We start from the raw sequence: 15,041 nt of genomic DNA on the forward strand, positions 1-15,041 counted from the left end.
GGGACACCGCCGCGTGGCGCGCCCTGGCTGCTGTGCTGACGGCCGGCGTGCGCTTCCGTCAGGACTGCTGCGGCTGGGGTCCCGGATACCGGCCCCGCACCCCTCGAGAGGTCCGCGAACGCCTCGCACACGCCGCCGAGATGGCCGTCCCCGCCCGTTTCGCGCTCGTCTGCCCCGACCCCACCCACACCGACGTCAGGCGGCGGGCAGGCCGAGGAGCGTACGGGCCACGTCGCGCGGCGACTCGTCCTGCTCCCGGGCCAGGGCGATGACCGCCCGGCAGGCCAGCTCGCTCACTCCGAAGGACAGGGCCTCGGGCGACACCCAGCCGGCGGCCTCGTCGACGCGCTCCTGATCGTCCTCGGCGCAAGCCGCCACATAGACCGCGGCCGCCTCGAAGAGGTTGTGCGCACGCTTCTCCTCGCCTGCCTCCTTGTCCGCCTGCCACAGGTTGCGGATTCTGTCGAACATGTGGGCCGCCTTCCCCCGAGTGGGCCCCGTGCTTCCCTCAAGTGGGGCCGATTGCTGAGCGTTCATCCGTCTTTCCCCAACGTAGAGTTGGAGGTCCGGCGACAGAAGGGGGCCGCGCGGTGAAGCGCTACGAGCGACTGCGGCAGATCAGGCGTCTGGACCCGGAGAAGGACTCCCTGACGATCTACCGGCTCTCGGCGGCGTACGAATTCCCCTGGGACTACACCCGTGCGCTGGAACTGGCGCTGTACCGCACCTATGCGGTGCCCAGCATCGGCAGGCTCCTGGCGCGGACCGCAGAGCTGACCGACCGCACGCAGCGGCGGTACGACGACACGTCGCTGCTCCTTGACGCGGTGGTCGAGCACGGCTTCGACGACGACAAAGGGCGCACGGCGATCCGCCGCATCAACCAGATGCACCGCAGCTACGACATCAGCAACGACGACATGCGCTACGTACTGTGCACGTTCGTGGTGACGCCCCGGCGGTGGATCGACGCCTACGGGTGGCGCAGGCTGTCCGGCCACGAGGTCGCCGCGTCGGTCGTGCACTACCGCACCCTGGGGCAGCGCATGGGCATCAAGGAGATCCCGGGCTCCTACGAAGAGTTCGCCGAGTGCCTGGACTCCTACGAAGAGGCCCATTTCGGCTGGGACGAAGGAGCGCGCAAGGTCTCCGACGCGACGCTCACCCTGATGGGCTCCTGGTATCCACGTCCCTTGAGCGGCGTGATGCGCACGGCGACCCTCTCCTTGCTCGACGAGTCGCTCCTGCGCGCCTTCCGCTACGAACCGCCCGGTGCCCTCACTCGTGCACTGGTCCGGCGTGGGGTACGGCTGCGCGGTCGCGCCGTGCGCCTGCTGCCACCGCGCACGGCGCCGCACTATGCCCGGAACAACTGGCGGATCAAGAACTACCCGGACGGCTATGAGGTCGGGGAGCTCGGCACGCATCCCGTGCCCGGCGTGCGCGGCTGTCCGGTGCGTGGGGTGGCCCCTTCCGCGGTGACGTCAGCCGAGTGACGCCAGCGTCTTGCGCAGCCAGGCGAGCTCGGCCCGGCTCGTGGCGCGGGCGACGGTGAGGATGCCCTGCCGGAAGGGATCGTCCAGCTCCTCGGCGCGCAGCGGCCGGTCGCCGTCGTAGAAGAAGCTGGCCGGTTCCTGCAGGAAGTCCAGGCGGCGGCGCAGCACGGCCGCCTGCGCGTCCGCGTCCTCCAGATGGCGCAGGAAGGCGAGCACCGTGAACCAGCGGTTCTCGTCGGTGATGTCCGTGCGCGCGGGCTCCGCGAGGCGGCGGCGCAGCTCGTGCCTGCCCTCCGTGGTGAGGCTCAGGACGTGGCGGGGGGCGGCCACAGCGCCGGGCTGCGTCTCGCGGGCCAGCAGCCCCGCCTTCTCGAGTCTCTTGATGGCCGGGTACAGCGTGCTCTCCGCGACCGGTCGCACGTGCCCGGTCAGGGCCGTGATGCGCTTGCGCAGCTCGTAACCGTGCAGCGAGCAGTCGTAGAGGAATCCGAGGATGGCGAGCTCCAGCATGCCAGCATTCTGCCGCACATCCGGGGTACATCGCTTCCGTAGTACTACGTGACCGATGTATAGTCGCCGGCGTAGACAAACGATCACTCAGGGGTGGGGGCAGGAACATGGCGATGCGGGACGCGCGGTTCGCCGCGGACGGCAGCCGGATCCGATGGACGGAGAGCGACGGCAGCGGACCGGCTCGGGTGTACGTCCACGGGCTCGGGGCGGCATCGGCTGCGTACCACGCACACATCGCCGCTCGGCCCGAACTGGCCGGACGCAGATCGCTGTTCGTCGATCTTCCCGGCCATGGCCTGAGTGACCGCCCGGCGGACTTCGGCTACACCCTGGAGGACCATGCGGACGCCTTGGCGGCGGCACTGGATGAGGCCGGAGTGCGCCGGGCGGAGGTCGTCGCCCACAGCATGGGCGGCTCTGTGGCCATCGTCCTGGCCCACCGAAGGGCCGACCTGGTGTCCCGCCTCGTCCTCACGGAGGCCAACCTCGACCCGCACCCTCCAGAGACGGCGGGCAGCAGCGGAATCGCCGCCTATGGAGAGGAGGACTTCGTCGCCACCGGACACGCGCGCGTGCTGGAGAAGGTGGGATCCGGATGGGCCGCGACCATGCGGCTGGCCGACCCGCGCGCTCTACACCGCAGCGCGACCGGGCTCGTGCGCGGCAGGACCCCCACCCTGCGCACCGTGCTGATGGACCTCGCCACGGAGCGCGTGTACGTACAAGGGGCGCTGAGCGGCGAACTCCCGGGAAGCGACGAGCTGGTGGCGGCCGGGGTCCGGGTCGTGGCCGTCCCGGACGCCGGGCACAACGTCATGATGGACAACCCGGCCGCCTTCGCCGCGCTCGTCGCGGGGCAGAGCTGAAGGGCGGCAAGAGGCAGGGCCGCGCTCAGAACGTGCCTCCGGGGCTGCAGGCGCTGCCCGCGCACACGCTTCAGCCCTGACGTACGGCCAGTGCGAGGAAGCGGGTGTCCTCGTCGACGTACGACGTCATGCGCCAACCCGAAGCGGCCAGCAGCGGACGGAGGTTGGCCTCGGCGCGCAGGTCGTCCGGCGTGATCTGGCGACCCTGCCGGGCCGCCAGTGCCGCCCGCCCGATGGGGTGGAACAGCGCCAGTCGGCCGCCGGGGCGCACCACGCGCGCCAACTCCCGCAGGTTCGCGAGGGGATCGGGCAGATGCGAGATGAGACCCGCCCCGAACACGGCGTCGAGCGACTCCGCGCGCAGGGGAAGTTGTGCCACGTCGGTGAGCAGGAGCTGCCCGTGGGCGTGCCTGCCCGCCTGCATCGCGGCCTCCAACATGGCCGGAGTGAGATCGGCGCCGAGGACGCATCCCATGGGCCCCACGGCGCCCCTGAGCGCCGGCAGGGCGCGTCCGGTGCCGCAACCGGCGTCCAGGACCCGGTCGCCCGGCCGCAGGCCGATCTCGGCCACCGCGGCAGCGTACGCGGGGCCGTCGTCCGGGAATCGGCTGTCCCAGTCGGCGGCGCGCGCCGTGAAGAACTCTTGGACGTGTGTGTGGTCGTCGCTCATGCACGCATGATCTCGCACGTCATCGGGGGACCCAGGGCGCACACGTTCGAGCGCGCGGCGATCGTTCCAGAACAGGTTGACGCCACAACCCGGCAGCTTTCGAAATGCGCCCCCGTTGTGCGCCCCCGTCGGGTCTAGCGTCCCTGGGCCATGGGACACCTGGACCACGCCACCTTCGGCTGGCTGACGCCCGTGCTGTCGTACGCGATGGCCTGCGTCGGCGCCGCCCTCGGCCTGCAGTGCACCGTGCGCGCCCTGGGCACCACGGGCCGCTCACGCCGCAACTGGCTCATTACCGCGGCCTCCGCCATCGGCACCGGCATCTGGACGATGCACTTCGTCGCGATGCTCGGCTTCGGTGTCAGCGGCACCCAGATCCGCTACGACGTGCCGCTGACGCTCCTGAGCCTCCTCGTCGCGATGGCCGTCGTCGGCGCCGGTGTCTTCGCCGTCGGCTACGGACGCGAGCGTGGACGGGCGCTCGCACTCGGCGGGCTCACCACCGGACTCGGGGTCGCGAGCATGCACTACCTCGGCATGGCCGCCCTCCGGCTGCACGGAGACGTGCGCTACGCCCCGGTGCTGGTCGCCCTGTCCGTCCTGATCGCCGTGGTCGCGGCCACCGCCGCACTGTGGGCCGCACTGAACATCAAGTCACCGCTCGCGGTGACCGTCGCCTCGCTCGTCATGGGCGGGGCCGTGAGCAGCATGCACTACACCGGGATGCTCGCCGTGAGCGTACGCGTCACCGCCTCCGGCGCGGCACTGCCCGGAGCCACGACGATGCAGTTCATCTTCCCGCTCGCCGTCGGCCTCGGCTCCTACTTGTTCCTGACCTCGGCGTTCGTCGCGTTGTCCCCGAGCGCGGGCGAACGCGCGGCTTCCGCGTCGGCCCAGCGGCCCGTCGAGAGTGCCACTCCGTAGCGGCGGATGCGATCCGGCGACGACCAGGCGGCACGCGTCCCGCAACCCATCCGAGCGAGGAGGCCATGCGCATACCCCGGAGCACCCCCGACACCGGCACACCGCCCCCACCAGTGCCGCCGACCCGCGGCCGCAGAGCACACGCGGGTCCGCCCGCCGAGGAACCCCCCGCAACAAAGGAGCACACCGGGACCACACCGCCGAACACGCACCCACGCGCGGGACACTGGCGGCTGCGCCCGCGCACCATACGCGCGAAGGTCGTATGCCTGTTGATGGTGCCGGTCGTCTCGCTGCTCGCCCTGTGGGCGTACGCGACCGTGAGCACCGCCCAGGACGTCGCCGCGCTGCGGCAGACCCAGCGCGCCGACGCCACCGTGCGGGCCCCGGTCGCCGCAGCCGTCACCGAGCTCCAGGCCGAACGCGCCGCAGCCGTGCGATACGCCACCAAGCCCACCGCGGACCGGGAGACAGCCCTGACACGCCAGGCCGCCCGCACCGACCGGGCCGTGGCGAAGCTCCGCCTCGGCAAGGACGACACCGTCGCCGACGGCACAGGCCTGCCCGCACCCGTGGGACGCCGCCTTGAACAGTTTGTCAGCGGCGCCGAACGGCTGCGCACGGTGCGTGCCGCCCTGCTCGACCGCCGCACCGGATGGGACAACGCCTACGGGCAGTACACGAAAACCATCTCCGCGGCCTTCGGAGTCGGAGGAGCGCTGTCGGGCCTCCAGAGTGCCGAACAGGGCACCCACGCGCGCGTGCTGCTGGAATTCTCCCGGGCGGGTGAAATGCTCGCGCGGGAGGACGTGCTGCTGACCAGCGCGCGCCTGATGGGCACGCTCGACGGAGAGCGGCTGCGCCGTTTCACCGGCGCCGCGGACACCCGGCAGACCCTTGTCGAAGCGGCCGTGACGGACCTGCGCGGACCCGAACGCGACGCGTGGCAGCGCCTCGCCCAGGGGAGCGCGCACGCCGACGTACGCGCGGTCGAGGACAAGGTGCTCGTCGCGCAGCCGGGCAAGCAAGCCCTGGAAGCGGCTCCCGCCCGCACCTGGGACACCGCCCACGCGACCGTGCGCGACGGCCAGCGCGCCCTCGCGGAGCGGGCCGCACGCGACGCCGCCGACCGCGCCGACCCATGGAAGCGCGGCGTGTTCACCGCGGCCGGGGCGGCGGTGCTGCTGGGGCTCGCCGCAGTCGTGGCCTCGCTCGTGATCTCCGTGAGCATCGGACGCGGCCTGGTCGTCGAACTCGTCGGCCTGCGCAACCGTGCCCTGGAGATCGCGCGCCGCCAACTCCCCGGAGCCATGCGGAAACTACGTGCGGGGGAGGAGGTCGACATCCCTGCGGAAGCGCCGCAAGGACCACCTGCCGAGGACGAGACGGGCCAGGTCGCCGAAGCTCTCGGCACCGTGCACCGGGCCGCCCTGCGCGCCGCCGTCGAACGAGCCGAGCTCGCCAGCGGCATCTCCGGGGTCTTCGTCAACCTCGCCCGCCGCAGCCAGGTCCTCGTGCACCGGCAGCTCACCCTCCTGGACACCATGGAGCGAAGGGTCGAGGATCCGAACGAGCTCAGCGACCTGTTCCGGCTCGACCACCTCACGACCCGCATGCGGCGACACGCGGAGAGCCTGATCATCCTCTCCGGAGCCGCACCGGGCCGAGCCTGGCGGATTCCGGTCCCGCTCACCAACGTCGTCCGCGCCGCCGTCTCCGAAGTCGAGGACTACGCGCGCGTGGAAGTGCGCCAACTGCCCGCCGCCGCGGTCGTCGGCGCCGCGGTCGCGGATGTCACCCACCTCCTGGCCGAACTCGTCGAGAACGCCGCCCAGTTCTCGCCACCCCACACCAAGGTGCGGGTGACCGGGGAACCCGTGGGCAACGGCTACGCCCTGGAGATCGAGGACCGCGGCCTCGGCATGGGAGCGGACGCGCTCACCGCGGCCAACCGACGGATCGAGCAGTCCGAGGCGCTCGACCTGTTCGACAGCGACCGACTGGGCCTCTTCGTAGTGAGCAGGCTCGCCGCTCGGCACGCAATCAAGGTGCACCTGCGGACCTCGCCCTACGGCGGCACCACCGCCGTCGTCCTGCTGCCCACCGCACTCCTGCACAGCACCGCCACCCTCACCGCACCAGCGGAACACGTCCCAGAGGGCTCCCGGGAGCATGAGAAGGCCACGTACGCGCGTGTACCGGAAGTCGCCGCACACGGCACCTCCCTGGCGGCGTCAGCCGGTCGCCCCGCGCTCGGCTCCACCAACGACCCACCGGACTCCGCACCCCCAGGGGTCACCGCACTCCGCCTGCGCAAGCCCCCGGACACCGGAGCCCGGACCGAAGCCCCCTCGGACGAACTCCCGCGCCGGGTGCGCCAGGCGAGCCTGGCCCCGCAACTGCGCGAGCGCCCGATCGCCCCGGAACCCGCGACGGCGGACGTCCACGAGGACGACGAGCGCACTCCGGAGCACGTACGCGACCGGATGGCCGCCTACCGGGAGGGGTGGGCCCGTGGCGGCGGGCACCTGCCCGGCGTCATCGGCGCCGTCCCGGACGCCCATGGGTCGGCCATGGGAAGTGACAGCAGTGAAGGAGACCCCGCATGATCCAGGAATCGAGCCTCACCGCCGGGGGAACCGGCGAACTCGACTGGCTGCTCGACGACTTGGTGGTGCGCGTCGGCGATGTGCGGCACGCAGTGGTGCTGTCCAACGACGGGCTCGCGGTGGGTGCTTCGACACGCCTCACCCGCGAGGACGCCGAGCACCTGGCCGCCGTCGCCTCGGGGTTCCACAGCCTCGCCAAGGGCGCGGGGCGCCACTTCGGAGCGGGCGGCGTGCGTCAGACGATGGTCGAGATGGACGACGCCTTCCTGTTCGTGGCCGCGGCCGGAGACGGTTCCTGTCTCGCCGTCCTGAGCACGGTCACAGCCGACATCGGCCTGGTCGCGTACGAGATGGCACGGATGGTCAAGCGCGTCGGCGAGCACCTGCACACCCCGGCGCGCTTCCCCGAGACGCCGCCGAGCTCCGGATGACCGAGGCGGCAGCCAGCCATGACCGACGACAGGACCGGCAGCGCACGCGAGCACGGCAGCCAGTGGTACGACAACGAGGCCGGGCCCCTCGTCCGCCCCTACGCGATGACGGGCGGACGGACCAGACCGGCGCCCAGCGGGGTGCGCTTCGACCTGATCGCACTCGTCACCCTCGACGAGAACGCACCCGGACCGGCCGACACGGCACTTGGTCCCGAACACCGGGCGCTGATCGAACTGTGCCGCGCCGAGACCCAGTCCGTCGCGGAACTCGCCGCCGGGGCGGACCTGCCCGTGGGCGTGGTCCGCGTACTGCTCGGCGACCTCCTGGAGGCGGGCCTCGTCCAGGTGCACCGGCCCGTGCCGCCCGCCCAACTACCCGACGAGAAGATCCTTCGAGAGGTGATCGATGGGCTCCGAGCACTCTGACGCCACGGCAGGCGAAACCGGCGAGAGCACCGCCCTGGCGTTGAAGATCCTGGTCGCCGGCGGCTTCGGCGTGGGCAAGACCACGCTGGTCGGCGCGGTCAGCGAGATCCGACCGCTGCGCACCGAGGAACTCCTCAGCGAGGCGGGCCAGTCCGTGGACGACACGGAAGGAGTGGACCGGAAGGTCACGACGACGGTCGCGATGGACTTCGGCCGCATCACCATCAGATCCGGCCTGTCGCTGTACCTCTTCGGAACACCCGGCCAGGACCGCTTCTGGTTCCTCTGGGACGAGCTGTCACAAGGAGCCCTCGGCGCCGTCGTCCTCGCGGACACCCGACGCCTCGAGGACTGCTTCCCCGCCGTGGACTTCTTCGAGCACCGGCACATCCCGTTTTCGAGCACCGGCACATCCCGTTCGTGGTGGCCGTCAACTGCTTCGCCGACGCACGGACGTACGGCGCACGCGAAGTGTCACGAGCCCTCGACCTCGACCGTGGCACCCCCGTGGTGCTGTGCGACGCACGGGACCGCGACTCAGGAAAGGAGGTGCTGATCCGACTGGTCGAGTACGCCGGGCGCCAGCATGCCGCCCGGCTGCTCGACTCGGTGGGGTGACGCGGGGGCGGGACAACCGGGCGGCTGTGCCCGTGGTGAGGCGGACACGTCGGCGTGCGCGAGCACCTTGAAGGCGCATCGAGGCTGAATGCCGTCCACGCACGACGCCACACGCCCGTCACGTGCGAGATGACGCCCCTTGACACTGCCCTACACGGTGTTGAACACCAGGTCATCCCCTTCGCGAAGGAGCCGGACCGGTGCGAAGCCAGGGCTGCCGCCGGTCCTGGTGATCGACAACTTGCCGGTGCGGGACGCCGTGCGGGACGAGGGCCCGCCACCGGCCATCGGTCATCTTCTGTGCCATGTCCCCTTCATGCTTGCCGGGATGCCGGAGGTGGGGAAGGCTGACAGGTCAGATCCTCCAGCCAGGGGGAGGGACGCAGGGGGAGAAGGGATCATGGCGCAGAACACGGGGCTCGGCTGGCTCCTCGACGACCTGACGAAGCGAGTGGAACATGTCCGGCACGCGCTGGTGCTGTCCAACGACGGGCTCGTGACCGGGGCGAGTTCGGACCTGCAGCGCGAGGACGCCGAACATCTGGCGGCCGTCTCGTCCGGCCTGCACAGCCTGGCCAAGGGCTCGGGTCGCCACTTCCACGCGGGCAACGTACGCCAGACGATGATCGAGTTCGACGACGCGGTGCTGTTCGTGACCGCCGCGGGCGAGGGTAGCTGTCTGTGTGTCCTCAGCTCGGCGCAGGCCGACATCGGTCAGGTCGCGTATGAGATGACACTGCTGGTGAACCGCGTCGGGGAGCATCTCGGCGTAGGCGCGCGCCATCCGGAGCGGACACCAGTCGTAGATCTCTGACCTGCAAAGACATTAGCGATTTCAGAGTTATCCACAGGCCGAGCGGGATGTGTGCCTCGCGAGCTACGGTTTTTTCACGAGCAATGACCAAGCACGGGGGAGAACCGCCATGACTGGCGACACGCACACCATTCCACAGCCTCGATCCGCTGCATCCGCCGCGCCCGCTCCACCAGGCGCGCCCGCCCCACCAACCGAGCTCGGCACATCCACCGCGCCCGGCTCCTTCGCTGCACCCGCCGACACCGTTGCGGAGCCGACCACCCCGGACGCGCAGCCATCCTCGCTCGCGCGCAGCAGCGCGGCACGCGAACTGGAGCTGAAACGCGGAGAGTTCGAACTGGCCGTCCTGCTCGGCCATATCCGCACGGTAGCCGACCCGGCGGGCGGACGCCGCCGCGTGTCACGCGAGGAGATCGGCCGGGTGCGCGCCACTCCTGGTTTCCCGGAGTCCTTGCGGGAGCAGATCGAGACCGTCGGGACCGCGGACGGCGCGGCTCTGATGGATATCACGCGGGACCGATTCACCCGCCTCGCCCGTGCGGGCGTGCTCACGCCGGTAAAATTCTACGTCAATCGCTACCGTGCCGTCGTCTGGCTCTATCTCGCCGAAGAGCTACGGCAGTTCGCCGCCGCCGAGATCAATGCCCCGCTGCTCAGCGGTCGCGCGCCGGACACGGTGCGCGCCCGTGTGGCGAGCGGGGCGGACCTGCGGGGCCGCACCTGGCGACGCCGCCAGGTCGGCCTCCTGCTCCGGCAGTTGGAAGACCCATGGGAGCGCGCCGCCGTCACCGCCTCGTTCCTCGACCCGATGCGGCTCGCGGGAGTGGCCAGGGACCCGTACGAACGCTCCTACCTGAACCGCCTCAGGCCGGATCCGCTCACCAGGGCCGCCCCCGACTCGCCGACGGCACGCGTCGTCGAGCGGATCACGACAGGGGACGACCCGGACGAGATCAGCTGGCTGCGGGCAAGCCTGACCCTGGGCCTGATGGAGGCCCGGCGGCAGCGCCCCGCTCCGCGGCCTGATCGGCCACCCACCGGGTCCACCAGCTCTCACACACACCCAGTGTCGAACCTGCATCCTGTACCGCACCCGCACCCGCACCTCGTACCGCACCCGGCGCCTCCGCTGCCGCCGCTGAGCCCCGTCCCCCTGCGTGACGGATCGGAGGCAGTGGACCCGCGAGTGAGCCGACCCGCAGGCACCGAGCCGAGCGTGGAGCCGCGAGGGTTGCTCAAGTGGCTTCGACGCAGGCGCGTTTAACCGTGGTGGTCAGATGGCGTAGCGCAGAGCGCGGGGAGCGGCGAGGAGCACCGGGAACGGCGAGCTGTTCACGGTGACCTGGGCGGAGAGAGCCGGGCGGTAGGAGCTAGACCGTCGCGTCGAGGTCCTCGGCGTAGTGCTCGATCGCCGGGCGGTATCCGATGATCTCCGGGTCCTGGCTTGTGGCGGCGAGCAGCTTCAGCAGGATCGCCACCGCGTCGTGGCTGTCGCCGGTGTTGTACAGCGCCATGGCCAGGAAGGTCTTGAGCGCTCCGTCGTCGGGGAACTCCGCGGACGCGTCACGAAGCGTGGCGACGGCCTCCGGATACTTGCCGAGGATCCGGTACGTGCTGCCGAGGCCAACCAGCGCCCCTCGGCGGTCGGCGTCCGAGAGACCCGGTTGCTGGATCGCGCGGAGGTAGTGCGGCAGCGCTTCGGCTTCGAGGCCGAGCGTGTCGTGCACCCAAGCCGTCTGGTACGCCACGTCCGCGTCGTCGGGGTGACGCTCGCTCAGGGCGAGCAGGAGGTCGCGGGCCTCCTCGCGGCGGCCGCTCTCGCGGAGTCGAACGGCCTGCGCCAGAACCTGGTCACGGCTGTCGCCCGACTGACCCTCCGCGCCGGTGCCTTCGCCCACGGTGGTGCTGTCGTTCACGCGCTGCTCCTGTCCCCACGTCGGCCCCCTCGGTATGGGGGAGCCGACCTCCCTGTCCCTGCCCCTCGGTGGGCCCGCCTGTTGAGGCAGAGCCCTGGCCCCCCACGTCAGGAGGAACCATGTTCCGTCAACCGAGCTTCCCCATCCGTCCCACCGAGGTCCGGGCCCAGTCTATGGATCAGGCCTCCGAGCCCGATGAGGTGCCCATGTGGCGGGGAGTGTGCGGGCGGAAAAGACCCTCCTGGACGACCGAGACGAGAAGCTTCCCCTCGCGGTCGTAGATGCGGCCGCGGGCCAGTCCGCGGCCCCCCGTCGCGATCGGCGACTCCTGGTCGTACAGGAACCACTCGTCGGCGCGGAAGGGACGGTGGAACCACATGGCGTGGTCGAGCGACGCCATGTCGAATCCACGCGGGCCCCACAGCGGCTCGACCGGGATGCGGACGGCGTCGAGGAGGGTCATGTCGCTGGCGTAGGTGAGCGCGCAGGTGTGCACGAGCGGGTCGTCGCCCAGCGGGCCGACGGCACGCATCCACACCGCGCTGCGCGGCTCGGCGTCCTTGACCTCCTCTGCGGTCCAGCGCAGCCGGTCCACATAGCGGATGTCGAAGGGCTGCCGCCGGGCCATGCGCTCCAGCTGTTCGGGGAGCGCGCCCAGGTGCTCCTTGATCTCCTCGGCGACCGTCGGGAGCGACTCCGGGTCGGGAGCGGTGAGACGCGGCGGGAGCTGGTGTTCGAAGGCGCCCTGCTCGGGCTGATGGAAGGAGGCGGTGAGATTGAAGATGGTGCGACCCTGCTGGACCGCCGTGACGCGGCGCGTGGTGAAGGAACGGCCGTCCCGCACCCGCTCCACCTGGTACACGATCGGCACGCCCGGGCGGCCGGGCCGCAGGAAGTACGCGTGCAGCGAGTGCACCGGGCGGTCGCCCTCGGTGGTGCGGCCCGCGGCGACCAGCGCCTGCCCGGCGACCTGCCCGCCGAACACGCGCTGCAGCGACTCCTGCGGGCTTCGGCCGCGGAAGATGTTGAGCTCGATCTGCTCCAGGTCCAGCAGATCGACCAGGCGGTCGGCGGGATTGTTCATGGCGGGTCCTCGACTCCTGTCCGGGAACGGGGTGCGGTCAGAGCTGGCCGACGTCCGTGATCCGGACGACGGCGCGGCCCTCCGCGTCGGAAGCCGCGAGATCGACTTCCGCGCTGATGCCCCAGTCATGGTCGCCGTTGGGGTCGGCGAACGTCTGGCGGACGCGCCAGAGACCGTGCTCGGAGTCCTCCTCGATGCGCAGCAGCTTGGGGCCGCGCGCGTCGGGGCCGGTGCCGAGGTCGTCGTACTCGTCCCAGTACTTGTCCATGGCCTCGCCCCAGGCGTCCGCGTCCCAGCCGGACTCCTCGTCCAGCTCGCCCAGCTCCTCCACATGGTCGAGGGCGGCGAGCTCGACCCGGCGGAAGAGCGCGTTGCGCACGAGGACGCGGAAGGCGCGGGCGTTGGCTGTGACCGGCTTGACCTGGTCGGCTTTCTCCTGGGCCTCCTCGGCCGTCATCTCCTCCGGATTGGCGAGCTGCTCCCACTCGTCGAGGAGGCTGGAGTCGACCTGGCGGACCATCTCGCCGAGCCAGGCGATCAGGTCCTCCAGGTCCTCGGACTTCAGATCGTCCGGGATGGTGTGCTCCAGGGTCTTGTACGCGCTCGCGAGGTAGCGAAGCACGATGCCCTCGGTGCGGGCGAGCTCGTAGAACGAGGTGAACTCGGTGAAGGACAGCGCCCGCTCGTACATGTCCCGGATGACGGACTTCGGGGACAGGGGATGGTCGCCGACCCAGGGGTGGCTGGTGCGGTACGTGTTGTACGCGTGGAAGAGGAGCTCCTCCTGCGGCTTGGGGTAGGAGATGTCCTGCAGTCGCTCCATCCGCTCCTCGTACTCGACGCCGTCGGCCTTCATCTGTGCCACGGCTTCCCCGCGCGCCTTGTTCTGCTGGGCGGCGAGGATCTGACGGGGGTCGTCGAGGGTGGACTCCACGACGGAGACCATGTCGAGGGCGTACGAGGGCGACTCGGGGTCGAGCAGTTCGAACGCGGCGAGGGCGAAGGTCGACAGCGGCTGGTTGAGCGCGAAGTCCTGCTGCAGATCGACGGTCAGACGCACGATGCGGCCGGTGGCGTCCGGCTCGTCCAGCTTCTCGACCACGCCGCCGTCGAGCAGCGAGCGGTAGATGGCGATGGCGCGGCGGATGTGGCGCAGCTGCTGCTTGCGCGGCTCGTGGTTGTCCTCCAGAAGACGACGCATCGCCTCGAAGGCGTTGCCGGGACGAGCGATCACCGAGAGGAGCATGGTGTGGGTCACACGGAAGCGCGAGGTCAGCGGCTCAGGCTCGGAGGCGATGAGCTTCTCGAAGGTGCTCTCGGTCCACCCCACGAAGCCCTCGGGCGCCTTCTTGCGCACCACCTTGCGGCGCTTCTTCGCGTCGTCGCCCGCCTTGGCCAGGGCCTTCTCGTTCTCGATGACGTGCTCGGGCGCCTGCGCCACGACGAAGCCGGCCGTGTCGAAGCCCGCGCGCCCGGCACGGCCCGCGATCTGGTGGAACTCGCGCGCCCGGAGCGTGCGCACGCGGTTGCCGTCGTACTTGGTGAGCGCGGTGAACAGGACGGTGCGGATCGGGACGTTCACCCCGACGCCGAGGGTGTCCGTACCGCAGATGACCTTGAGGAGCCCGGCCTGGGCGAGCTTCTCCACGAGCCGCCGGTACTTGGGCAGCATGCCGGCGTGGTGGACGCCGATGCCGTGCCGTACGTACCGCGAGAGGTTGCGGCCGAACTTGGTGGTGAAGCGGAAATTGCCGATCAGCTCGGCGATCTGGTCCTTCTCCGCGCGCGTGCACATGTTGATGCTCATCAGCGACTGCGCCCGCTCCACGGCCTGCGCCTGTGTGAAGTGCACGATGTAGACCGGGGCCTGCTTGGTGTCGAGGAGCTCGGTGAGCGTCTCGGTGATGGGCGTCAGGCGGTACTCGTACGACAGCGGGACCGGGCGGGTCGCGGAGCGGACGACCGAGGTGGGGCGGCCCGTGCGACGGGTGAGGTCCTTCTCGAACATCGAGACGTCGCCGAGCGTGGCCGACATGAGGATGAACTGCGCCTGCGGAAGTTCGAGCAGCGGGATCTGCCAGGCCCAGCCGCGGTCCGCCTCCGCGTAGAAGTGGAACTCGTCCATCACGACCTGGCCGATGTCGGCGTCCTTGCCGTCGCGCAGCGCGATCGAGGCGAGCACCTCGGCGGTGCAGCAGATCACCGGGGCGTCGGCGTTGACGGAGGCGTCGCCGGTGAGCATGCCGACGTTCTCCGTGCCGAAGACCTTGCACAGCTCGAAGAACTTCTCCGACACCAGCGCCTTGATCGGAGCGGTGTAGAAGGTGACCTCGTCACGGGCGAGCGCCGCGAAGTGCGCGCCCGCGGCGATCATGCTCTTGCCGGAGCCGGTGGGTGTCGACACGATCACGTTCGCGCCGGAGACCACCTCGATCAGCGCCTCCTCCTGGTGCGGATAGAGGGTGATGCCGCGCTCCTGAGCCCAGCCTTCGAAGGCTTCGTAAAGGGCATCGGGGTCGGCGTCCGGCGGCAGCTGATCGATAAGGGTCACACCCCCATCTTGCCTCCCTTTCGACCCGATCCGGGAACCGGACGCCCGTACGAAGATCACGAACGCTACGCTGTCTCGCCAACGGGGCGTCAGAACTACAGAAATGGGGCGGGCAGC

The 15,041-nt window shown here is 70.6% G+C and carries 14 protein-coding genes and 1 pseudogene; 9 read left to right on the forward strand and 6 right to left on the reverse strand.

The window, feature by feature from the left end; translation table 11 throughout:
* Positions 1-195: 195 nt before the first annotated feature.
* Complete coding sequence (locus ACFWZ5_RS14825; RefSeq protein WP_384790582.1) at positions 196-471, reverse strand: hypothetical protein; 276 nt, start codon at positions 469-471, stop codon at positions 196-198.
* Positions 472-590: 119 nt separating this feature from the next.
* Here ACFWZ5_RS14825 and ACFWZ5_RS14830 point away from each other — a divergent pair, with 119 nt between their 5' ends.
* Entirely contained in the window at positions 591-1,496 is a 906-nt protein-coding gene (locus ACFWZ5_RS14830; RefSeq protein WP_384790579.1) for an oxygenase MpaB family protein, read from the forward strand.
* Here the strand turns inward: ACFWZ5_RS14830 and ACFWZ5_RS14835 are convergent.
* Positions 1,485-2,006 (reverse strand): PadR family transcriptional regulator, encoded by a 522-nt coding sequence (locus tag ACFWZ5_RS14835; protein WP_384790576.1) that lies wholly within the window; start codon positions 2,004-2,006, stop codon positions 1,485-1,487. The genes ACFWZ5_RS14830 and ACFWZ5_RS14835 overlap by 12 nt on opposite strands.
* Before the next feature lie 113 nt (positions 2,007-2,119).
* On the opposite strand from ACFWZ5_RS14835, the gene ACFWZ5_RS14840 reads away from it, so the two are divergent.
* Positions 2,120-2,875, forward strand: a complete 756-nt coding sequence (locus ACFWZ5_RS14840; protein ID WP_384790667.1) for an alpha/beta fold hydrolase — start codon at positions 2,120-2,122, stop codon at positions 2,873-2,875.
* A gap of 70 nt (positions 2,876-2,945) precedes the next feature.
* Here ACFWZ5_RS14840 and ACFWZ5_RS14845 read toward each other — a convergent pair whose 3' ends face one another.
* Positions 2,946-3,545, reverse strand: a complete 600-nt coding sequence (locus ACFWZ5_RS14845) for a class I SAM-dependent methyltransferase (RefSeq protein ID WP_384790574.1) — start codon at positions 3,543-3,545, stop codon at positions 2,946-2,948.
* A 150-nt stretch (positions 3,546-3,695) separates the two neighbouring features.
* Between ACFWZ5_RS14845 and ACFWZ5_RS14850 the strand changes: the two genes are divergently transcribed.
* The 7 genes and pseudogenes from ACFWZ5_RS14850 (at position 3,696) to ACFWZ5_RS14880 (ending at position 10,637) form a co-directional block, all read left to right on the forward strand.
* Positions 3,696-4,469: an MHYT domain-containing protein gene (locus tag ACFWZ5_RS14850; RefSeq protein ID WP_384790571.1), complete on the forward strand. Its 774-nt coding sequence runs from the start codon at positions 3,696-3,698 to the stop codon at positions 4,467-4,469.
* A 65-nt stretch (positions 4,470-4,534) separates the two neighbouring features.
* Entirely contained in the window at positions 4,535-7,078 is a 2,544-nt protein-coding gene (locus ACFWZ5_RS14855) for a nitrate- and nitrite sensing domain-containing protein (RefSeq protein ID WP_384790568.1), read from the forward strand.
* Positions 7,075-7,509, forward strand: a complete 435-nt coding sequence (locus tag ACFWZ5_RS14860; protein ID WP_384790565.1) for a roadblock/LC7 domain-containing protein — start codon at positions 7,075-7,077, stop codon at positions 7,507-7,509. Before ACFWZ5_RS14855 ends, ACFWZ5_RS14860 begins: the two co-directional genes overlap by 4 nt.
* Positions 7,510-7,527: 18 nt before the next feature.
* On the forward strand, positions 7,528-7,938 hold the full coding sequence (locus tag ACFWZ5_RS14865) for a DUF742 domain-containing protein (protein ID WP_384790562.1): 411 nt from the start codon (positions 7,528-7,530) through the stop codon (positions 7,936-7,938).
* Positions 7,919-8,556 (forward strand): annotated as a pseudogene (locus ACFWZ5_RS14870) (ATP/GTP-binding protein). The gene ACFWZ5_RS14865 and the pseudogene ACFWZ5_RS14870 overlap by 20 nt, the downstream one beginning before the upstream one ends.
* Before the next feature lie 400 nt (positions 8,557-8,956).
* On the forward strand, positions 8,957-9,370 hold the full coding sequence (locus ACFWZ5_RS14875) for a roadblock/LC7 domain-containing protein (RefSeq protein ID WP_384790559.1): 414 nt from the start codon (positions 8,957-8,959) through the stop codon (positions 9,368-9,370).
* Between the two features lie 109 nt (positions 9,371-9,479).
* A complete protein-coding gene (locus tag ACFWZ5_RS14880; protein WP_384790556.1) occupies positions 9,480-10,637 on the forward strand; it encodes a DUF6397 family protein in 1,158 nt (385 codons plus the stop codon).
* Between the two features lie 106 nt (positions 10,638-10,743).
* Here ACFWZ5_RS14880 and ACFWZ5_RS14885 read toward each other — a convergent pair whose 3' ends face one another.
* From ACFWZ5_RS14885 to ACFWZ5_RS14895, 3 genes are all read right to left on the reverse strand, one after another.
* Positions 10,744-11,289, reverse strand: coding sequence for a tetratricopeptide repeat protein (locus ACFWZ5_RS14885; protein WP_384790553.1), 546 nt, complete (start codon positions 11,287-11,289; stop codon positions 10,744-10,746).
* A gap of 178 nt (positions 11,290-11,467) precedes the next feature.
* Entirely contained in the window at positions 11,468-12,373 is a 906-nt protein-coding gene (locus ACFWZ5_RS14890; protein ID WP_384790550.1) for an acyl-CoA thioesterase, read from the reverse strand.
* Between the two features lie 37 nt (positions 12,374-12,410).
* Positions 12,411-14,924 carry a DEAD/DEAH box helicase gene (locus ACFWZ5_RS14895; RefSeq protein ID WP_384790548.1) on the reverse strand — a complete coding sequence of 838 codons (2,514 nt, stop codon included), beginning with the start codon at positions 14,922-14,924 and terminating at the stop codon, positions 12,411-12,413.
* Between the last annotated feature and the right edge of the window lie 117 nt (positions 14,925-15,041).

The organism is Streptomyces sp. NPDC059003 (assembly GCF_042740445.1).
In the GTDB taxonomy this organism is placed as follows: Bacteria; Actinomycetota; Actinomycetes; order Streptomycetales; family Streptomycetaceae; genus Streptomyces.